General features: G+C 62.9%; 16 protein-coding genes and 1 pseudogene. 6 read left to right on the forward strand and 11 right to left on the reverse strand.

Annotated elements, in window-relative coordinates; genetic code table 11:
• Nucleotides 1-144: 144 nt before the first annotated feature.
• A complete protein-coding gene (gene ppsA / locus QW881_RS29625) occupies nt 145-2,598 on the forward strand; it encodes a phosphoenolpyruvate synthase (RefSeq protein ID WP_315755171.1) in 2,454 nt (817 codons plus the stop codon).
• Nucleotides 2,599-2,611: 13 nt separating this feature from the next.
• Here the strand turns inward: ppsA and QW881_RS29630 are convergent, their stop codons facing one another.
• Both QW881_RS29630 and QW881_RS29635 read right to left on the reverse strand, forming a co-directional pair.
• Nucleotides 2,612-4,045, reverse strand: a complete 1,434-nt coding sequence (locus QW881_RS29630) for a lysophospholipase (protein ID WP_315755170.1) — start codon at nt 4,043-4,045, stop codon at nt 2,612-2,614.
• A 223-nt stretch (nt 4,046-4,268) separates the two neighbouring features.
• On the reverse strand, nt 4,269-5,294 hold the full coding sequence (locus QW881_RS29635) for a histone deacetylase family protein (protein WP_315755169.1): 1,026 nt from the start codon (nt 5,292-5,294) through the stop codon (nt 4,269-4,271).
• Between the two features lie 444 nt (nt 5,295-5,738).
• Here QW881_RS29635 and QW881_RS29640 point away from each other — a divergent pair, with 444 nt between their 5' ends.
• The gene (locus QW881_RS29640; RefSeq protein ID WP_315755168.1) at nt 5,739-7,076 is read left to right on the forward strand and encodes an MFS transporter; all 1,338 of its coding nucleotides are present in this window, start codon (nt 5,739-5,741) and stop codon (nt 7,074-7,076) included.
• A 137-nt stretch (nt 7,077-7,213) separates the two neighbouring features.
• Here the strand turns inward: QW881_RS29640 and QW881_RS29645 are convergent, their stop codons facing one another.
• Nucleotides 7,214-7,459 (reverse strand): hypothetical protein, encoded by a 246-nt coding sequence (locus QW881_RS29645; RefSeq protein ID WP_315755167.1) that lies wholly within the window; start codon nt 7,457-7,459, stop codon nt 7,214-7,216.
• Between the two features lie 389 nt (nt 7,460-7,848).
• Between QW881_RS29645 and QW881_RS29650 the strand changes: the two genes are divergently transcribed.
• Nucleotides 7,849-8,697, forward strand: coding sequence for an outer membrane protein (locus QW881_RS29650; RefSeq protein WP_315755166.1), 849 nt, complete (start codon nt 7,849-7,851; stop codon nt 8,695-8,697).
• Nucleotides 8,698-8,974: 277 nt separating this feature from the next.
• A pseudogene (locus QW881_RS29655) lies at nt 8,975-9,950 on the forward strand (transposase); the annotation flags it as partial.
• Between the two features lie 41 nt (nt 9,951-9,991).
• On the opposite strand, the gene QW881_RS32660 reads toward QW881_RS29655, so the two are convergent.
• The 3 genes from QW881_RS32660 to QW881_RS29670 form a co-directional block, all read right to left on the reverse strand.
• Nucleotides 9,992-10,384 (reverse strand): excisionase family DNA-binding protein, encoded by a 393-nt coding sequence (locus QW881_RS32660; protein WP_410052512.1) that lies wholly within the window; start codon nt 10,382-10,384, stop codon nt 9,992-9,994.
• A 164-nt stretch (nt 10,385-10,548) separates the two neighbouring features.
• Nucleotides 10,549-10,767 carry a hypothetical protein gene (locus QW881_RS29665; RefSeq protein WP_315755164.1) on the reverse strand — a complete coding sequence of 73 codons (219 nt, stop codon included), beginning with the start codon at nt 10,765-10,767 and terminating at the stop codon, nt 10,549-10,551.
• 16 nt (nt 10,768-10,783) lie between these two features.
• On the reverse strand, nt 10,784-11,365 hold the full coding sequence (locus QW881_RS29670) for a hypothetical protein (RefSeq protein WP_315755163.1): 582 nt from the start codon (nt 11,363-11,365) through the stop codon (nt 10,784-10,786).
• Between QW881_RS29670 and groL the strand changes: the two genes are divergently transcribed.
• Nucleotides 11,339-12,961, forward strand: coding sequence for a chaperonin GroEL (gene groL, locus QW881_RS29675; protein ID WP_315755162.1), 1,623 nt, complete (start codon nt 11,339-11,341; stop codon nt 12,959-12,961). The genes QW881_RS29670 and groL overlap by 27 nt on opposite strands.
• 221 nt (nt 12,962-13,182) lie before the next feature.
• Here groL and polX read toward each other — a convergent pair whose 3' ends face one another.
• The 3 genes from polX to QW881_RS29690 all read right to left on the reverse strand — a co-directional run bounded on the left by polX (nt 13,183) and on the right by QW881_RS29690 (nt 16,990).
• Complete coding sequence (gene polX, locus QW881_RS29680; protein ID WP_315755161.1) at nt 13,183-14,895, reverse strand: DNA polymerase/3'-5' exonuclease PolX; 1,713 nt, start codon at nt 14,893-14,895, stop codon at nt 13,183-13,185.
• A 77-nt stretch (nt 14,896-14,972) separates the two neighbouring features.
• Nucleotides 14,973-16,310 (reverse strand): nicotinate phosphoribosyltransferase, encoded by a 1,338-nt coding sequence (locus QW881_RS29685; RefSeq protein WP_315755160.1) that lies wholly within the window; start codon nt 16,308-16,310, stop codon nt 14,973-14,975.
• 14 nt (nt 16,311-16,324) lie between these two features.
• Entirely contained in the window at nt 16,325-16,990 is a 666-nt protein-coding gene (locus tag QW881_RS29690) for a phosphoribosyltransferase (RefSeq protein ID WP_315755159.1), read from the reverse strand.
• A gap of 101 nt (nt 16,991-17,091) precedes the next feature.
• Between QW881_RS29690 and QW881_RS29695 the strand changes: the two genes are divergently transcribed.
• On the forward strand, nt 17,092-18,159 hold the full coding sequence (locus QW881_RS29695) for a hypothetical protein (RefSeq protein WP_315755158.1): 1,068 nt from the start codon (nt 17,092-17,094) through the stop codon (nt 18,157-18,159).
• 16 nt (nt 18,160-18,175) lie between these two features.
• Here the strand turns inward: QW881_RS29695 and QW881_RS29700 are convergent, their stop codons facing one another.
• Together QW881_RS29700 and QW881_RS29705 are read right to left on the reverse strand one after the other, a co-directional pair.
• Nucleotides 18,176-19,153, reverse strand: a complete 978-nt coding sequence (locus QW881_RS29700) for a ribose-phosphate diphosphokinase (RefSeq protein ID WP_315755157.1) — start codon at nt 19,151-19,153, stop codon at nt 18,176-18,178.
• A gap of 82 nt (nt 19,154-19,235) precedes the next feature.
• A complete protein-coding gene (locus QW881_RS29705; RefSeq protein ID WP_315755156.1) occupies nt 19,236-19,802 on the reverse strand; it encodes an HPF/RaiA family ribosome-associated protein in 567 nt (188 codons plus the stop codon).
• Between the last annotated feature and the right edge of the window lie 171 nt (nt 19,803-19,973).

Below are 19,973 nucleotides of genomic sequence, written 5' to 3' on the forward strand. Positions count from 1 at the left end.
TTTAGCAAACATCCTCGCCTATGGTGGAACCGTTGTCATCCCGCGATTTAAGGAGCTCGCGGAGCGCCCTGCTTGATCTTGCGCAAGGCAGCCGCCGCCCGCCGCGACAAACTGAGGTTCGCGCTGCGATGCGGGAGATGACCGATGACGGCACCTAGCTATATCCGCTGGTTCAAGGATCTCCGCATCGAGGACGTGCCCGGCGTCGGCGGCAAGACGGCGTCGCTCGGCGAGCTGTATTCGGCGCTGGGGTCGCACGGCGTGCGCGTGCCCAACGGCTTCGCACTGACGGCGGCCGCCTATCGCGATGCGCTGCGCGCGGCCGGAGCCGACGACGAGCTACGGAGGCTGCTCGCCGGCCTCGACAAGCGCCGCATTGCCGACCTCGCCAAGCGCGCGGCGAAGGCCCGCGCGATCGTGTTCGCGGCGACCGACCGTGACGACCTGCGCCACGAGGTCACAGTGGCCTACAAGCAGTTGGAGCAGGAGTATGGCCGCGGCGTCGCGGTTGCCGTGCGCAGCTCGGCCACCGCCGAGGACTTGCCGAATGCGAGCTTCGCAGGCCAGCACGAGAGCTTTCTCAACATTCGCGGCGCGAAGGATCTGTTCGAGGCGTGCCGCCGCTGCTTCGCCTCGCTCTATACGGACCGCGCGATCTCCTACCGCATCGACAACGGCTTCGACCACGACAAGGTCGCGTTGTCGGTCGCCGTGATGAAGATGGTGCGCTCGGACCGCGCCGCGAGCGGCGTGATGTTCTCACTCGACACCGAAAGCGGCTTTCGCGACGTCGCCTTCATCACCGGGGTCTACGGCCTCGGCGAGACCATCGTGCAGGGCACGGTCGATCCGGACGAATTCTACGTCCACAAGCCGACCTTCGCGGCCGGCTTCCGCAGCGTGCTGTCGCGCCGGCTCGGCGCCAAGGACAAACGGATGGTCTATGCCAAAGCCGGCGCAAAGACCGGCGCGCGCAGCCGTGGCCCCACGACGCGCACCGAGGCGACGCCGCCGGCTGACAGGGCGAAATTCTGCATCAGCGATGCCGACGTGCTGGAACTCGCGCAGGCCACCATCGTCGTCGAGGAGCACTACTCGCAGAAGGCCGGCAGGCCGACACCGATGGACGTCGAATGGGCCAAGGACGGCCGCGACGGCGCCCTCTACATCATCCAGGCGCGGCCGGAGACGGTGGCCTCGCAGCGGCGGCCCGAGGCGATCGAGACCTACGTTCTGAAGAAGACCGGCAAGGCGCTGGCAACCGGCCGCGCCGTGGGCGAAAGGATCGCCACCGGCAAGATTCGCCGGATCCGCACTCCCAAGGATCTGAACGCGTTCCGCCCCGGCGAGGTACTGGTCGCCGCATCGACCAGTCCGGACTGGGAGCCGGTGATGAAGACCGCGGCGGCGATCGTCACCGATCATGGCGGCCGCACCTGCCATGCCGCGATCATCGCCCGCGAGCTCGGCGTGCCGGCCGTGGTCGGCACGGAGGATTTCAGCAAGCGCGCGAAGACCGGAACGACCGTCACCGTCTGCTGTGCGGAGGGCGATGCCGGCCATGTCTACGACGGCGCACTGCCGTTCGGTGTCGAGCGCCTGGCGATCGACAGCCTGGAGAAGCCGCGCACGGAGATCATGGTCAATCTCGGCAATCCCGAACTGGCCTTCAAGACCGCGCTGCTGCCGAACGATGGCGTCGGCCTCGCCCGCATGGAGTTCATCATCAACCAGGCGATCGGCATCCACCCGATGGCGCTAGCGACGCCCGCAAAGGTGACCGCGGCAAAGGACCGCGCGATGATCAAGCGCCTGACTGCGCGCTACAAGAAGCCCGCCGACTTCTTCGTCGAGCGGCTGTCGGAAGGCGTCGGCACCATCGCCGCGGCGTTCTACCCACGACCGGTGATCGTGCGCCTCTCAGACTTCAAGACCAACGAATATGCCAGCCTGATCGGTGGCTCCGATTTCGAGCCGAAGGAAGAGAACCCTATGCTCGGCTTCCGCGGCGCCTCGCGCTATGCGCATCCCGCCTACGCCGCCGGCTTCGCGCTGGAATGCGCGGCGTTGAAGCGCGTGCGCGACACGATGGGGCTCGCCAATCTGAAGATCATGATCCCGTTCTGCCGCCGCGTCGAGGAGGCGCGCAAGGTGATCGCGGCGATGGCCGGGCACGGCTTGGTGCGTGGCGAGAACGGGCTCGAGATCTACATGATGTGCGAGATCCCGAACAACGTGATCCTGATCGACGAGTTCGCCAAACACTTCGACGGCTTCTCGATCGGCTCCAATGATCTCACCCAGCTCACGCTCGGCGTCGACCGCGATTCCGACATCGTCGCGTTCGATTTCGACGAGCGCGATCCCGGCATGCTGGCGATGCTGAGGATGGCAGTCGAAGGCGCGCATCGCAACCGTCGCCATGTCGGCATCTGCGGCGAGGCGCCGGCCAACTATCCCGAAGTGGCGCGCTATCTGGCCGAGCTCGGCATCGATTCGATCAGCGTCAATCCGGCGAGCGTCGTACGCACCATGGAGATCGTCCGCACCGCGGAGCGGGAGCTTGCCTCGCGCGCGCCGCAGGCACTGGCGAGCTGATCATGGCCGAAACTCAAGAGCTGGCCTTGAAGAAGTCCAGCACGGTCGAAGCGCCGCCCATGACGTCGCCGCCGCCATAGAGGCTTGCCAGGAACGTCCCGCGATGGCTGGCGCCGGTGACCGCTGTGCCTTGCGCAAAGCGGCCGTCGGCCGCCAGCGGCATCTTGACCAGGCTCGGCGGCAGCGCCTCGTCGAGAAGGCCGTAGTAGAACCGCATCGGGGCGTCATAATCCCAATAGGTCGAGCTGTTGCCGGCCAGGCGGCGGAGGAAGCGGCTGTTGGTCTCGTGGGTGAAGCGCTCAAAGAAGCCGTCGACGAGCAGGTCCGAGGGCTGCGGCACCGACTTGCTGAACGTCTCGTCCATGCTGTAGTCGGCCCAGTATTTCTCGGCCAGCGCGAGGTGTTGCGGCTTGATCGCGGTCTTGAACAGGTCGCCGAGCCGGTAATACTGGCGATAGCTGCCCAGGAGGACGATGACGCACGGCGTGATCCAAATCGGCTGCTTCGGATAGGTGCTGTCGGTCGACGCGCTGCCCGGTTCGGCCGACACCCAATAGCGCATCGAATCCGCAAGATTGTTGAACGGACTTTGCGTTGCGCTCGCCGCCACCGCGACGCGCCGCCGCTGCAGCTCCTGGCGCAGCCATTGCGTGTTCAAGGCACCCTGCGACCAGCCGTTCAGGAACAGCCCGGTCTTTCGCAGGCCGAGATGATCGAGCGCGAGCAGGCCCGCGTTCAGCACATCCAGGCAGCACTGCACGGTCGCGTCCTTCACCGCATAGGCCTCGCCTCGCCCCTGGCGATACGGTCCCTTGCCGAGATAGTCGGCCGCGATCAATGCAAAGCCGTTGCCGACCAGGCGCTGGACGTTGAACAACGTCTCGATCGAATCGACATTGTCGCGCGGTTCGTAGTTCGGATCGGCCAGTCTGACGAGATTGGACGGGACCTGATCGAACGACAGGATGGTGCCGTGCTGCCACGACACGACCGGCAGTGCACCCTTGTGATCGGCGGGCAGCGCGAGCAAGCCGCTGACCTTGACGCGCTCACCGGTCTCGGGGACGCGCGTGTAGGTCGTCAGCCGGCGCAGTTCGACGTCGACTCGCGCCCCGTGCTTCTCGGCCGAGAATGGCGGCAAGATATTGTGCTCATTGAAGACGGCGTGGAGCTTCGCTGCGAGCGCATCGAGCCGGTCCTTGCTGACGCGCACCGGCCGACCGAGGCTTGCGCCGTCACGTGGTTGCGCGATCGCTGGGCCGGCTGAGAACGATACGGCCGCAGCGCCGAGGCCGAGGCCGGCTGAGGCCAGCAGCCTTCGGCGGGATGGCCGGCCGGCCAAGGCTGCAGAGCCGAGCTCCGGCCCGGTCAGTTTGGCCATCGGCTGGGCCAACGCCTCTTCGGGTCCCGCGACCGGGATATCCAGGCCGATCATTCGCCGCTTCATCACGTCCCTCCGAGCCGACTACAGCCGAGGGTAGTTCGCAAAGCCTAGCACTTGTTAAATGGTGCAGCAATCGGACCTGAATGTCTCGACAGTCGCCTGCACTGTCGAGCCTGAAGCGGCCACGTCGCGGCTCGCCTCCGCACGTCAAGCGCAGCCATGCGAATGATTTGCGATGGCGCTCTCGGCGTACACCAGGAAGAGATCACGAGGAGGAGATGAAGGCTTACCGCGCCGCTTCGAAACCTCCGAGCACTGCGGTCAGGTTCTGCCCGAGAATGTCCGAGAGGTAGCCCCCCTCCTGCACGAACACCGTGGGCAGGCCGAGCCGCGCGACCGCGCCGCCGATGCGGCGGAAACCCGGCGTCGTCACGGAGAGCCCCTTGAGCGGATCGTGCTCGGAGGCATCGAGACCGAGCGCGACCACGAGCGCGCCGGGCGCGAACGCATGGATCGTCTTGGCCGCGGTCTCGAACGCCTTGAGATAGGTGTCGTCGCCGCTCTTCAGCGGCAGCGGAATGTTGAGGTTGGCGCCAAGGCCCGCGCCTGCGCCGCGCTCATGCGTATAGCCCCAGACGAACGGGTAGTAGTGCGTGGGGTCGGCGTGGATCGAGATGGTGAGCACGTCGGGCCGCTCGTAGAAGATGCCCTGCGTGCCGTTGCCGTGGTGGACGTCGACGTCGAGGATGGCGACCCGCTCGTGGCGCTGACGCAGATGCGCGGCTGCGATGGCGGAGTTGTTCATGAAGCAGAAGCCCGAGGCCATGTCCCGATAGGCATGGTGGCCCGGCGGCCGGCACAGCGCATACGCCGCATCCTCGCCATCGAGCAGCAGTTGTGCCGCGGTCGCCGCCACGTCGGTCGCGGCGCAGGCGCCTTCCCACGTCCCCGGCCCGATCGGCGCCGAGGTATCGGTCGTGTGCCAGCCCAGCCGCCCGACGATGTGCGTCGGATAGGTGGCGGCATTGCGAACGGGATGGATGTTCGGAATCATCTCCGCACCGGCATCGCCGAGCGCGGCCCACGCGTCCCACGCCTCTTCTAGGAAATTGAGGTATTCCGGACTGTGCACGCGCGCGCGAGCTTCCTGGCCGAAATGACTCGGCGCGACCAACTCGTGATGGCCGGCCTTCAATCCCGCAAGCAGACGATCCGCCCGCTCGGGCTGCTCGGTGGTGCGCTTGACGACGCCGCGCACCAGATAGAATTGCGGATCATGGCTGCGATGCAGCTCGGTGTAGACGGCCTTCACGCGCAATGGCTCCTGTTCGCTTGCACCGACGATTGTGCACGCAGTAGCAGCCGATACAAGCACAGATGGTTCGCACGTCCATTGGTCCGTGCGCGGCTTCCAACCGGCGGAACGGACCGCTGCGCTTCGCATCTTGTCGCAGCGAATTTGCCGGGATCCAGGCGATCCGGCGCGTGAGGCGCGGTGGATGTGAGGAGAGATCCGCCCGCCATGCTGGCGGTTGCCGCGACGGCCGTCGGAATGCGCCACGAAATCTGCAAAACCTCGACGTGCAAGCCTGATCGGCTCCTGCGCGTATGGTCAGGAGAGAAGCCTTTGCCCGGCATGGAGACCCCGGGGATTGATCCAAAATTTGGATCGATCGATACAGGCTTCGGTTTGGACCGCGGCCCTCCCTCTCCTCTAGGACAGTTCTCGAGGAACGTGACAAGAGAGGTGGCGCGCATGAGCGCAATCGTAACCACGGCCGAACTGCGCCGATCGCGCGTGCGGCTATTTATCGTGACCATGCTGTTCCTGGTCACGACCGTGAACTATGCCGACCGCGCGACCTTGTCGATCGCAGGACCTTCGCTGTCCAAGGAGCTGCATCTCGATCCCGTGGCGATGGGCTATGTGTTCTCCGCCTTCGGCTGGTCCTATGTGCTCGCGCAGGTGCCGGGCGGCTGGCTGCTCGATCGCTTCGGTTCGCGCTGGGTCTATGCCTGCAGCATCGTGATCTGGTCGATCTTCACCATGATGCAGGGCTGGATCGGCTTCTTCTCCGGCGCCGCCGCCGTCACCGCGCTGTTCACGCTGCGCTTCATGGTCGGTCTCGCCGAGGCACCGAGCTTCCCGGCCAATGCCCGCATCGTCGCCGCCTGGTTTCCGAGCAGCGAGCGCGGCACGGCGTCGGCCTTCTTCAACTCGGGCCAGTATTTCGCGACCGTGATCTTCGCGCCGCTGATGGGCTGGATCGCGCATGCGTTCGGCTGGCGCCACGTCTTCACCGTGATGGGCGCGCTCGGCATTCTCATGGGCCTGATGTGGATCAGGACCATGTACGGACCGAAGGAGCACGCGAGCGTCAACCAGGCCGAGCTCGACTACATCAAGGACGGCGGCGCGCTGGTCGACATGGAGGGCGCGAAAGACGCCAAGGCCGCCTCCGGTGGTCCGACCTGGTCGCACATCGGACAGTTGCTGTCGAACCGCATGATGCTCGGCGTCTATATCGGCCAGTACTGCATCAACACGCTGACCTATTTCTTCCTGACCTGGTTCCCGGTCTATCTGGTCAAGGAGCGCGGCCTGTCGATCCTGCAGGCCGGCTTCGTCGCCACCCTACCGGCGCTGTGCGGCTTCATCGGCGGCGTGCTCGGCGGTTTCATCTCCGACGCCATCCTGCGCAAGACGGGATCGCTGACGCTCGCCCGCAAGATCCCGATCGTCGGCGGCATGCTGCTGTCGATGGCGATCATCGGCTGCAACTATGTCGACGGCCAGGCGCTGGTGGTCGGCCTGATGGCGCTGGCCTTCTTCGGCAAGGGCATCGGCGCGCTCGGCTGGGCGGTCGTCTCCGACACCTCGCCGAAGGAAGCCGGCGGCGTCTCCGGCGGCCTGTTCAACACCTTCGGCAACCTCTCCAGCATCACCACCCCGATCGTGATCGGCTACATCCTGTCGGCCACCGGCTCGTTCAACGGCGCGCTGGTGTTCGTCGGCCTCAACGCCCTGGTCGCGGCGTGTGCCTACTTGCTGATCGTCGGCAAGATCCAGCGCGTCCAGCTCCGAACCTCCTGAGCACCACGCTTAGCGTCGCGTGGTCTCGACTCCAACGGCGGCCCCCCCGGCCGCCGTTTTTTTTTCGGTGCCTCGCCGTCCTTCCGGGGCGACGCGCGGCAGCGCGGCGGAAGGAAGGAAGAATCGCAGGATAGCGCTCAATTGAAAAGCCAGTCGTCGACATGCACGAGCACGGATACGCTAATCCCTGCCATAACGAGAAATATGCAAAGCCAGAACACCAAGCCAAAGAAGTACATCCTGGGCTGCACGTCGCGATCGTAGACGACGCCACGCGCTAGCAGCCGCCCAGTTCGCAGAGCGGTCCAGACAACCGGACCTCCGAACCAGAGCAGCACCAGCGGAAACACGGCAAAGCCGGCAAGCACGATTTTCAGAGCCATGAGAAGCAACCCGGACCTGGTGGAAACGGACACGGTCTCATCATCTCAACCCGCCGATCAGCGGACAGGCCTATCGAGCCGAGCAAAGGGAGCGCGGGGAAAGTTGCCCCGGCACACGCCACAAAGTCCCCCGCCCCCGGCGCGATAGGCGCACCCGAAACCACGGTGATCCCCAGCAACGGACTGCGGCTCCCTGCATCTCGGCGTTGTTAGGTGAGCAATGCATCCCCAATCCAAGGTTGCGCGATGAGCTTCATATTTTGCAACATACCAACCTGTGGTTAAAACATCACATTGGGTTGAAATTTGTAAATGAAACAACCAGACGTTATTGTCCCCGGACCCGCGCACCGAATAGCATGGCTCGGGTCTGGTGGTGGGAGGTAACGATGCGTAACGCATCCATCGCAATCATTTCTGCTGTTTCAATCCTTCCATTTGCGCAGGCCGCGTCGGCGGCCGACCTGCCGCTAAAGGCCCCGCCCCTCGCTGCGCCGCTCGCCGTATTTAGTTGGACGGGATGCTATGTCGGCGCGAACCTCGGCGGGGGCCAGGTGAAACACAACCTGACGACCGACGCGCCTCCGTTCCCGCCCAATCTCATCAATGGCGCTGCAAGAACGGCAATCAACAATGCCGGTCTGGCGAACCTTAGTCACACCGGCATTACCGGTGGCGGACAGGTTGGGTGCAACTGGCAGCCAACAACCGGAGGCTGGTCTCACCTGGTCTTGGGTATCGAGGGCGATTTCAACGGCATTGACGGCAAAGTGTCGCGAAACACCGGCAATGTTGTCGAGCCGGTATCGGGGAGAACGGTTGCATCAGTCGACGACATTGGCATGAATTGGTTCGCCACGGTCCGAGGGCGCATTGGCTGGGCCTTTGACCGATTCATGATCTATGGCACGGGCGGCGCGGCGATCGCCAATGTCGACGCATCAAAGAGATTTGCGTGGGATTTTGCCGACGGCTGCCTGATCGTGAACGGCTTGAATGAATGTCATGTCGGCGGTCGCAGCAGCACCCGTGTCGGCTGGACAGCCGGTGGTGGCGTCGAATGGGCATTCCGAGACCATTGGTCCGCGAAGGCTGAGTATCTCTACGCCGACCTCGGCGACTTCTCCTATTCGACTCTCAACAACGGACCCGGATTTGGCTCCCCTGGACAAGTAGCCAACCATACGGTGAGCACGAAACTCCAGATCGTTCGCGTGGGCGTCAACTATCGCTTCTAACGGACTACGTTGAATGCGTACTGAACTCGCAGAGCAACGATGGCGCTCCTTGGTGGCGCCGCTTGCCAATTGATTGCACTGTCACTGCCCCCCGCAGGTGGTCCATCAACAGCGCGCACGATCTAGCGGCAAGTGGTTGGTCCGCTTATGGCAGGAAACGTAGGTCCCGCGATGGGAGGGCGTATTTCCGAAGCTGGAGGTACACCGTCTGTACCATCATCCGACCGGCAACAGCCGGATTTGCCCCCTGGGACGCCGATGAGGCGCTTCGCTCAGCATGGACCGTGGGCAATGGACGCTATTGCCCGAATGCCTCGATGATTTCATTGGCGAGAGTAACCCCCGTTCGCGTGATCGACGTGTTTGTCGATGCGCTCGATTTGGCTGAGATGAGCCTTGAGGGAGTGGAACCGGCGGCAACTGGCCGGCCATCGTACCCCCCTCGGTTCTCCTCAAGCTTTACATTTTCGGTTGTTTCAGCCGGGTGCAGTCGAGCCGCCGGCTCGAACGCGAGGCCGGCCGCAATGTCGAAGCCATGTGGCTGCTGGGTCGGGTCGTACCTGATCACAAGATCATCGCGGACTTCCGCAAAGATAATGGCCTGGCGCTGCGCACGGTATGTGCGCGCTTCGTCGAACTCTTCGGCGAGATGGGTCTTCTCGCGACGGCGAGTGTTGCCATCGATGGCAGCAAGTTCAAAGCCGTGAACAACCGCGACAAGAACTTTACGCGGGCGAAGGTAGAACGGCGGCATGCCGCAACTGGCGGAGAGCGTCGCTCGCTATCCGAGCCAACTTGACACGGCCAACCGACACGAGCTGACGGAGGCCCTGGCCGAAGGTGACGAGGCTTACCGAGAAACTGAATGCGGAATGAGCAAGTTTGCCGTTTACGAGAAGCAGATGCTTGCTTCTCCTGACCAGAAAATCTCACTGACCGATCCGGACAGCCGTTCGATGGCGACGAGCGGGCGCGGTTCCGGCGTCGTCGGCTACAACGTGCAGGTCGACGTGGATGCCGAGCATCATCTGATTGTGACACGCAAGATAACGAACAACGGCTCGGATCGGGCTCAACTGGCCAACATGCCCGCGAGCGACATCTTCCTCGATGAGAATGCAACCGAGGCCAACGTGAAGGGCAGCCCCCTCGCCGATTACAAGATCGCTTATTTCGCCACCCATGGGCTAGTTGCCGGAGACATTGCCGGCCTGAGCAAGCCTTCGCTCGCGCTAACCCTTCCTAAGAAGTCCGGGCCGGTGGACGACAGCCTGCTGACGGCAAGCGAGCAGAGTCAACTCAAGCTGAACGCCGCTGGGTGGTCTTGTCCGCCTGCAACACGATGGCAGGTGAGAAGCCGGGGCACAAGCGCTGTCCGGTCTCGCCCGGGCGTTCTTCTACGCAGCCGCGCGCGCATTGCTCGCGTCACAATGGTCGATCGATTCCGCCTGATACTTCCTGGCCCCGAGGAGTTAACGTCGAGCAGTTCTTGGAGCGAGCCTACGAGCACCAACCGCCGGCGTCCAACGGTTGTAGTAGTGAGATGCCCCGCACCGATCAGTTCGTAAAATTTTGTCCGTCCCAAGCCCGTAACCTTACATGCTTCGTTGATCGTGCAGGCGCGCCATTGGCCGAACGGAATCGACTTTAGTTCTTCAGATCGCGGCGCGGACGGAGTGATCGGCAACTCTCCTCTTCCATTCCTTCCTCACTGCTTCTCATGGCCGCTCCTACTTCGCTGAACTCGGCAAGATGAGTGCTCGCTGTGACGCGGTCGGCGTCAATGCGGACACCCGAGGACTCTCGCATGCAGCCGAGCACATTGACGTGCGATTCGAGAGCATTTGGATATCAACGACGGCAGGCGAGTTTTCTGCTATTGAAGAACACCGGCGAGCGTTGCAGCGAATTCTCTGAGGCTTCCGTCAGCTCCGAAGGGGACGGCGGCTGAATACCTTCATCTTCCGAATTGACGACGGGATCGATCAGCAGTGCCTGCAGTGCAAGCTCCTTCGAGCCGTGCATAGCCCCTTCAACCGCGAGATGTTGAACATTGACCTGGATGCCCATCAGCTTGGCGTCCGCATCAGGCAATGGTCCGAGAGAAACAGGGTGAATCCCCGGCGGCGTCGGCAACGACGGGGACATCGACGGCGGCGTTGGCTGGCGAGTTCGGGATCACGCCCTGATTAAGGACAGCTGCCGATTCGATCAGCTGCTTGCGGTCGTGAACCACGGAGGAGATGATCATGGCAGCGCGCTCGCCCGAGGCCTGCAACCACCGCGATGGCATCATGGCTCGGCCGGCAAGCACATCATCAATCAGCCGCACCAGTTTCGCGCGTTCGCCCAGCCATTGAGCAAGGCGCAGCGAGCGCCAAGCCGCCCGGCGTTCCTGCCCACGAGAACCAATTGACCACCGGCAAAGGTCGGACGAGGAGAACAAGTCGCGGAACATGCTCATCCCGAATGCCGCGCTGCTCGCGCCCAGAAATACGATCTTGTTCACAGCAGGCATGTTTGTGATCCGATGTCGTTTCGGATCGGGATTCGCTCCTGGCTGAAGCCGATCTTGAGCAAGATCAATTTGCGCCGCGCCGGGCGCCATATTTTGTTGGAATTCAGATGAGCGGAGACCGCCATGCCCCACAAGCAGGTTCTGTTTCACTCGGCTGCCCGTGAAAAGGTGCTGCGGGGGGCTACCCTTCTGGCCGACGCAGTGCGGGTGACGCTGGGGCCAAAATCCAAATCGGTCCTGATCCAGAAGAGCTGGGGTACGCCGGTCGTCTGCAATGACGGCGTCACCATTGCCAAGGAATTCGATCTGAAGGATCCGGAGGAGAACCTGGGTGCGCAGGTGCTCAGACAGGCCGCCGAGCGCACCGGCGATGTCGTCGGCGACGGTACCAGCACCTCGACTATCCTGGCTCATGCCATTCTCGCCGACGGCGTTCGCAATGTTGTCGCCGGCGCAAGCGCGATTGATCTCAAGCGTGGTCTCGATCGCGCGGCGCGCGCGGCTATCGACACGCTACGCGCAATCTCGCGACCGGTGAGGACACAGGAGGAGAAGGCGCAGGTCGCAACGATTTCCGCTCACAACGATGCGTCGATCGGAGCCCTCGTTGCCGAGGCGTTGGAGAAGGTTGGCGGTGACGGCGTGATCTCGGTAGAGGAATCCAAGACCACCGAAACGGCGCTCGACGTCGTCCAGGGCTTGAAATTCGATCGCGGCTTTCTTTCGCCCTATTTCGTGACCGACGCTGAGCGGATGGAGGCCGTACTCGAGGATCCGCATGTGCTGCTTTGCGATCACAAGATCGGAGCGTTGCGCGATCTGGTCGACTTGCTCGAACAGGTTGCGAAGTCGGGACGCCCATTGTTGATCATCGCTGAGGACATCGAAGGCGAGGCTCTGGCCACTCTGATTGTCAACAGGCTCCGAGGTATCCTCAAAGCATGCGCAGTCAAGGCACCCGGCTTTGGCGATCGTCGTAAGGCAATGCTGGAGGACATCGCGATCCTGACCGGCGCACAGGTGATCTCGAACGACATCGGGCTGAAGCTCGAGAATACCGGCGTCTCCCAGCTAGGCCGCGCCGCGCGCGTGGTCGCGGATACGGAGAGCACCACCGTCATCGGCGGCGGCGGCGACAAGAGCCACATTGAGGCCCGGATACAACAGATCCGCCGCGAGATCGAGCGGACGACCAGCGATTATGACCGGGAGAAGCTCCAGGAACGATTGGCCAAGCTCTCCGGCGGCGTTGCCGTCATCCGCGTTGGGGCTCCGACGGAAACTGAAATGAAGGCCAAGAAGGAAGCGCTGGACGACGCTATCAGCTCGACCAAAGCAGCAGTCGCCGAAGGTATTGTACCCGGTGGCGGACTGGCGCTCCTGCGTTGCATCGAAAAGGTCCAGCAGGAAGAGGCACAGTGCGAAGGGGATGAAAGGACCGGCGTCCAGATCCTCAAGCGCGCACTTGAGGCGCCTGCACGCCAGATCGCAGAAAACTCCGCCACGGATGGCGGCGTCGTCGTTGCTCGGATGTTGGCGAGCCAGGACAACACCGGATTCGACGCCGCACGCAAGGTCTATGTCGATCTCGTTGCGGCCGGGATCGTGGATCCAGTCAAAGTTGTGCGAACCGCCCTCGAAAACGCGGTTTCTGTGGCAAGCGTACTGCTGCTCACGGAAGCGACGATGACGGAGATTCCAGAGCCGAGGCGAGACCGACTGCCCGAAACGGAGATGGCCGTCTGATCCGAGGTGGCCGGTCAACTTTATCCTGGATGATCCTCATGAAGGAGTTGTGAGGGGCGTGGGGTGCACAACTCGGCCGTCCTATCGTCCAGCGTGGCGTGATCCAGCGCCAGCAAAAGGCCTGCGCCCCCTGTTCGAGCGGGGACATCCAATCTGCCGTGGTTGTCGAGGGCCAATTGAATGGGGCTGGCACGAGCGTGAACGCCGCGGCAGCCTGTTTGCTATCGCTTTAGCAGCTTTCGTAACCTGGATAGCGGCTGCGTATTGATCACATCGGCCGGCTCCAGCCAGCCGCGCCGCGCCTGATCGACGCCAAATCGCATGTTGGCGAATCCAGCCGCGGCATGCGCGTCCGTCGAAATGGCGAGCCTGACGCCGGCTAATTTGGCGGCGTGGGCGTTTATGTCCGTAAGATCCAGCCGGTCGGGGTCCGCATTCAGCTCGAGGCAACAACAGCGAGCGGCGGCGGCCGCGGCCATCGCCTCCACGTCCACCTCATAGGGCTCGCGCTCACCGATGAGTCTTCCCGTCGGATGGGCAATGATGGACACATGTCTGTTGTCCATCGCACGAACGATGCGATCGGTCTGCAGTCTGCGGGACAGATCGAACTTGTAGTGCACGGCGGCGATCACGATATCGAGCCGCGACAAGACCTTGTCAGGCAGGTCGAGGCGCCCATCGGCGAGGATGTCGACCTCCGCGCCCTTGAGGATGGTGAAGCCGGCCAGTTTCTCGTTCAGCCGGTCGATCTCATCGATCTGCCGGCCCAGCCTTGCGGCATCCAGACCATGGGCCACCGTAACATGCTGGCTGTGGTCGGTGATGGCGATGTAGCTATAGCCTCGCGCTTTCGCTGCGGCCGCCATGTCGGCAACCGGCGCCGTACCATCGCTCCAGTTGGAATGGACATGCAGGTCGCCCCTGATATCGCCGAGCGCAATCAGCCTGGGAAGATTGCCGGCCCTTGCAAGCGCGATCTCGCCGCGATCTTCACGCATTTCCGGCGGAATCGCCGCAAGGCCGAGCTTGCGGTAGATGTCCTCTTCGCTTGCGCCTGCAATGCGTCGCTGACCGTCAAACAGGCCGTATTCATTAAGCTTCCAGCCACGGTCGTTGGCAAGGCTGCGCAGGGCAATGTTGTGTGCCTTGGAGCCTGTGAAGTACATCAGCGCCGCCCCGTAGCTCGCCTTCGGAACCACCCGCAGATCGACCTGGAGACGGGAGTGGAGGACGACGGTCGTTCTGGTGGGGCCGTGTGCAAGAACATTGGCGACATTCTCGTACTTGGCGAGCTTGCCGCCGATCGCCGCGCCGTCGCGCGCGGCTACGACGAGGTCAAGATCGCCCACGGTCTCACGCCTGCGGCGATAGCTTCCGGCAACCGCCATCTCACTCCGCTTGGCGTCACGTAGATAGTTGAGCAGCGCTTCTGCTTCAGCCTCGGCCTCCGACAGCTTGAAACGCTTTTCCGCCTGCGGCTTGGCCAGGGCCGCCGCGAGCTTCTGCTCGCTCTTGACCCCGAACCCTTTCAGCTCGCGCAGTCGCCCCGATCTGATCGCGCGTCGCACATCCTCGAGTGAACGGACGCCCAGCTTGTCGTAGAGGAGTTTGATCCGCTTGGGCCCGAGCCCGGGAAGCGCCGCAATCTCACCGAGGTCACCCGGCAGCTCGCGCTTGAGCCGGTCAAGCACATCGAACTTGTGCGACGTTACGATGGCCTCGATCTTGCCCGCGAGGTCCTTGCCGATCCCAGGTAGCTCGGAGAGATCCTCGCCAGCCTTCAGCAGGCTGGTGATGCTCTTGGGCAGGCGCTCGATCAGGCGGGCTGCGTTACGATACGCGCGGGAACGGAAGGGATTGTCGCCCTTGATCTCCAGGAGCTCCGCGGTTTGGTCGAACATCTTGGCAATTTCGGCATTCTGAACCGGCATAGGCGCTCTCCATGCCTTCTAGGTGCACACCGCGCGTTCCGCTCTTGACACAGATGACGAGAATTAGCCGCAGCAACCTACTTCGTCTTCAAGTCGACAGCAGCGGCCAATTCTCGGAGCCGTGCCGCCACATGGACCGGATAGGACGAGCCGACCTGGAGTCCCTCAAGAGCTCTCGGCAGTCGCTCCAATTGAGTCCGGGCGTAGGCGCGGATATCCTGCAGCGAGGGCTGATGCGTGACCGGACGCCCTTGTTGCAAGACAGGGACGATCAGGGCCTCTCCCTCTCGGACATCATCGTCCGTCGAGAGCACGTCGGATGCCATGTGGCCGTCGGGATCATAGCGACGCCACACCTGCTTGCGGCCCGGCCAAGTCGCTTTGCCAGTCGAACGCTTTCGTCGCGGCGTGCCTGCATACTCTTGCAGCTTATAGGCGCAGTCGAGGGCGGGGGCATCGGAGGATGTCGCCAGGCTGGTGCCGATCCCGACACCGTCGATGGGGGCGGCTTCGCAAGCAAAGGAAGACAGAGCTTCTTCATCGATGCCGCCGCTGACGAAAATGGTCACGTCCTCGAGACCGCCCTCATCAAGGATGAGCCGGACGCTTCTCGAGAGCGCCACCAAGTCACCACTGTCGATCCGCACTCCACGGATGGAAATGCCAAGGGCCCGCAGCCGGGGAGCCAAGGCCACCACCTTTCTGGCCGCCATGTCCGTGTCGTAGGTGTCGATCAACAGCACGAGATCCTTCGGTCTTGCCCGCGCAAAAGCTTCAAACGCTGCCGTCTCGTCATCGAACGACTGGACGAACGAATGCGCCATCGTGCCATAGGAAGGGATTCCGAAGCATTTCTCTGCGAGAACGGTCGCAGTCCCGGCAAAGCCCCCGATATAGCTGGCGCGGGCTGCCAAAAGACCGGCTTCCGCGCCATGAGCCCGGCGCAGCCCGAAATCGACCAACAGCTTGTTCGGCGCAAGCAGCGCCATGCGGGCGGCCTTGGACGCGATCAGCGACTGGAAATGCAACAGATTGATCAAGCGGGTCTCGACGAGTTGAGCCGCGGGGAGAGGCGCCGTGACGCGGAGGATAGGTTCGTTGGCGAAGAATACCGTGCCCTCCGGCATGGCGTGAACGTCACCGCTGAAGCGGAAATCTGCGATATAATGGATTAAGCTCGCGCTGAACCGGCCGCTTCGTATCAGCCAGCTCAGTTCGTCGTCGGAAAAGCGCAGACCTCGCAGGAACTCGAGCGCCTGCTCCAGACCGGCCGCCACCAGGAAGTTGCGCTGGGGCGGCAGCTTCCGGACGAAGAATTCGAAGACGGCGGTCTGCGTCTGGCCCGCTTCCAGATACGCCTGCACCATGTTCAGTTGGTACAGGTCCGTCAGGAGCGCGCTTGACGACGTATTCATGAGCAACCCCGAGATCAGGAGGCCGGTGTCGTCATCTTCTTCGCCGGGAACCGCTTTAAGGTTGCGATGACCTCGTCATCGCTGACTTGGCCGAAGTCACGATAATAGTAGCCGATCGCGCCGAAGTCTCGCGGCGTGTCCAGGCAAACGACTGCATCGACCTCCGTGTGCAACCGCTGCAAGGTCTCGAGCGGCGCGACCGGGACGGCTAGGACCAACTCCTTCGGCTCTCGTCTTCGCAGCGCGCGGATCGCTGCGAGCGTCGTCGCCCCCGTCGCAATGCCGTCGTCGACGATGATCGCGACCTGCCCTTTGACGTCGGACCGCAGGCGACCGCCAAGATAAAGTTCGCGCCGCCTGTCGATCTCGGCAAGCTCACCGGCGCAGATGGCGTCGAACGTCTTCTCGCTCACGCCGGTCAGATCGATGACGTCCTGATTGCGAACGATAATCGGATCGTCTCCGTCCACCACCGCCCCGATCGCGAGCTCCGGCTGCATGGGCGCGCCGATCTTGCGCACCAGAACCAGATCGAGCGGCGCTTCCAACCGTTCGGCCACCTCAGCCGCCACGGGAACGCCGCCGCGAGGCAACGCCAGAATCACGGGATGGCGGCTCTTGTACTTGAGCAAGGTTTTTGCCAGCTGACGGCCGGCGTCTTCCCGGTCCTGAAACAACATGTCCGCAGATCCGCTTGAATTTTTTTCAGATTATTGCTCCGGCGCCCGGGATCGTTGATCGGTGTCAAACTGTCTCGGTCTTCGTTTGGCAAGTGAGTGTCATGCTGGACCGCCAGAACGAGCTCACGACGGACGGTGCCGAGAACGTCAGCGTTTCTGCCCTTTCCGGCAAGGTCGCATTCCTGAGCCGCCCCGAGGGCTACACTCCCGTTCCCGACCGCCTTCAGACGCGCGAGACCCACATGTCCTGGGTCTTCATGAATGGCGGGCGGGTCTACAAGCTCAAGAAGCCGGTCCGTTTTGCCTATCTCGATTTTTCGACTCTGGCTCGCCGCAGGGCGGCCTGCCTGGCAGAAGCCAGCCTCAACCACCGGCTGGCGTCCGACGTCTATCTCGGCGTCGTTCCGCTGACCGAGACTGCTTCGGGGTACGCGATCGGCGGCTCCGGTCCGGTGGCTGACTGGCTCGTCGTCATGCGCCGGCTGAACGAGGACGAAACGCTCGAGGCCATGCTGCGCAACGGCACGGCTCGCCAGACCGATGCCGACCAGCTCGCAGCGGTTCTCGCCGGGTTCTATTCGCATGCTTCGCGGGTCCTGATCGACCCAGAGACCTATTTGGCTTCGTTGCACGAAGCCGCCGTCCTCGATTTGCAAGTCCTGCTGAATCGACGCTTCGCCCTGCCGCACGGCATGATCTTGCGCGTTGCGTCCGTTCAACGACGATTTCTCAAGCAGAACGCCCGGATCCTCATCGATCGGGTCTCGCAAAGGCTTATCGTCGATGGTCACGGCGACCTGAGACCAGAGCACATCTGGCTCACGCCTGCCCATCCGATCATCGACTGTCTCGAGTTCAATTCGCGTTTGCGAGCCAGCGATGCACTGGACGAGATCGCGTTTCTGCACCTCGAATGCGAGCGGCTTGGCAGCCGATGGTTCGGCGACACGATCCGACAAGGGCTGGCACGCACGCTGCACGATGATCCGGCAAGCGGCGTATTCCTGTTTTATCGAGTTGGTCGCGCGATGCTACGGGCGCGCTTGTCCATCGCGCATTTGCTCGATGCCCGGCCGCGCACGCCGGAAAAATGGCCCCGCGTCGCGCACCACTATCTCGCCCTTGCCGAAGCCGATGCAAAGCGGCTTGAACGGCTGCTCGCCCGATGAATCGAGCAAGGTTTCATCAAGCCTGATACATCATCAAATCGGCCAGCGATTCGTTCTGATGCAGCCGTCTGATGGCTTCTGCCAGCAGCGGAGCCGCCGAGATCACCTCAAGCTTGGCAAGAACCGGACCCGGGCGCAGCCGAAACGGCGGAACGGTGTCCGTCGCGATAATGTGATCGATAGACGCGTCCGCAAGTGCCGCTTCCGCCCCCGGCATGAACAGGCCGTGAGCGACGCACGCAATGACACTTCCTGCACCGTGCGCGCGCGCCGCTTTCGCCGCACGCACCAGGGTTCCGCCACTGCTGATGAGGTCGTCGACGACGACGCAGAACGCATCAGCCACGTCGCCGGCAAAGAGGTCGCCGGATACCCGGCCGGAGCTGCGATGTTTCTCGACGAAGGCCTTGCCTATGGGTCTCTGCAAGGCCTTTTGCAATGCCTCCCGCAACAGATCGGCCCGCTTGCCACCACCGAGGTCGGGAGAGACGACGCTGATCGGCCTGTCGCCGGCGATTGATTTTATCCTTCCGATCAGCAGCGGCGCCGTGGTGAGTGCAATCGAAGGGCAGCGGAATGCATTCTCGAAGGCAGCCTCGTTATGCACATCGAGCGTCACCATCCTGGCCGTGCCGACCGCCTCGAACAACGACGCCAGGTAACGGATCGTCACGGGATCATTCTCTTTCGTTCTGCGATCCTTTCGCGCATAGCAAAGATATGGCGTGACTGCGGTCACGCTCGTGGCACCTGCGTCTTTCAGTGCGCCGATCATGAACAACAGACGACAAAGCTTGTCGTTCGGACTCTCAATCGGACCTCCGTGAAGACTGTGAACGACAAAGACATCGCACCCGGCAACCGTATCGAGTGGCCGGACCTTGTGTTCGCCGTCTTCAAAGCTGCGCTCTTCGTGGGCCGCCAGCTTGCAGCCCAATGAGGACGCAATCCGCTCGCCCAGCTCCGTGCTGCCATTCAAGGCAAAGAGGCGCAACCGATCGCTCCGCGTCCGTGCGGTACGAGGCGTCCAGCTACTGTCCATTGTGAGCACACCACCAATTGAGATGAGGAACCACCTACGTCCGCATGCCGTGTTTGCTCAGGAGCCTGACCGTGCTGGCCTGAGGCCCCTTTTCTCCGAGCTCCTCGACATAGCTGACACGCGCGCCGACGGCGATATTCGCGCGGCCTTCCAGAACACTGTTGCAATTGAAATAAACCTCGTGGCCGTCGTCCGCCTCGAGGAACCCGAATTCGCCGCTAGGATCGATCCGTAGCACGGTGCCGACCGGCTCTCCTTGGTGGTGCTTCGTCTCGCGGTGCATCACAAGCACCTGATCCTGCAGTTGCCGCCGCGCCCGCTTGAAAGCGTCGTCCACTGCAAAGGTCGGGTCGGCATACCTTTCATCCTCCTTGGGCGTCCGGCCCACGTTGACTTCGCGCCCGTCGGGAAGAACGAGCCGGATGTTTACCTGGTACTGACCGCCCGTCTTGTGACGCTCGCCAGGGCCTCGCACGATGACGCGACCTGCGGTCGCTCGACCGAAGCGCTTTTCCAGCTCGGAAATGTGCTGGCTAATCGCAGCTTGCAGCTCAGGAGACGGCGTCAGATTCTCGAATTCGATTTGAGCCGGGGTTTGCATGATCTTGCTCCTCAGAAAAGGCGACCGATCTGAGCACGTCGCCCGCGCACGGCCTTGCGCGAAATCAACCCGGCCCGACGCCCTCAACCAGGTAACTAGCTGTGGAGCCTCAGGAGGTTGTCCTCGGTTAAACCGAGTCTGCTGATAGGCGGCTGGGAGTTTATGCCGCCG

The organism is Bradyrhizobium sp. SZCCHNS3016, from assembly GCF_032484535.1.
GTDB lineage: Bacteria > Pseudomonadota > Alphaproteobacteria > Rhizobiales > Xanthobacteraceae > Bradyrhizobium.

What these genes read in the sequence shown, in the direction of transcription:
- QW881_RS29640 (WP_315755168.1), top strand. Translation starts at nt 5,739, where the DNA reads ATGAGCGCAATCGTAACCACGGCCGAACTGCGCCGATCGCGCGTGCGG.
- polX (WP_315755161.1), bottom strand. Translation starts at nt 14,895, where the DNA reads ATGCCGGTTCAGAATGCCGAAATTGCCAAGATGTTCGACCAAACCGCG.
- QW881_RS29630 (WP_315755170.1), bottom strand. Translation starts at nt 4,045, where the DNA reads ATGAAGCGGCGAATGATCGGCCTGGATATCCCGGTCGCGGGACCCGAA.
- ppsA (WP_315755171.1), top strand. Translation starts at nt 145, where the DNA reads ATGACGGCACCTAGCTATATCCGCTGGTTCAAGGATCTCCGCATCGAG.
- QW881_RS29645 (WP_315755167.1), bottom strand. Translation starts at nt 7,459, where the DNA reads ATGGCTCTGAAAATCGTGCTTGCCGGCTTTGCCGTGTTTCCGCTGGTG.
- QW881_RS29690 (WP_315755159.1), bottom strand. Translation starts at nt 16,990, where the DNA reads ATGTTGTTTCAGGACCGGGAAGACGCCGGCCGTCAGCTGGCAAAAACC.
- QW881_RS29685 (WP_315755160.1), bottom strand. Translation starts at nt 16,310, where the DNA reads ATGAATACGTCGTCAAGCGCGCTCCTGACGGACCTGTACCAACTGAAC.
- QW881_RS29665 (WP_315755164.1), bottom strand. Translation starts at nt 10,767, where the DNA reads ATGGGCATCCAGGTCAATGTTCAACATCTCGCGGTTGAAGGGGCTATG.
- QW881_RS29695 (WP_315755158.1), top strand. Translation starts at nt 17,092, where the DNA reads ATGCTGGACCGCCAGAACGAGCTCACGACGGACGGTGCCGAGAACGTC.
- groL (WP_315755162.1), top strand. Translation starts at nt 11,339, where the DNA reads ATGCCCCACAAGCAGGTTCTGTTTCACTCGGCTGCCCGTGAAAAGGTG.
- QW881_RS29705 (WP_315755156.1), bottom strand. Translation starts at nt 19,802, where the DNA reads ATGCAAACCCCGGCTCAAATCGAATTCGAGAATCTGACGCCGTCTCCT.
- QW881_RS29650 (WP_315755166.1), top strand. Translation starts at nt 7,849, where the DNA reads ATGCGTAACGCATCCATCGCAATCATTTCTGCTGTTTCAATCCTTCCA.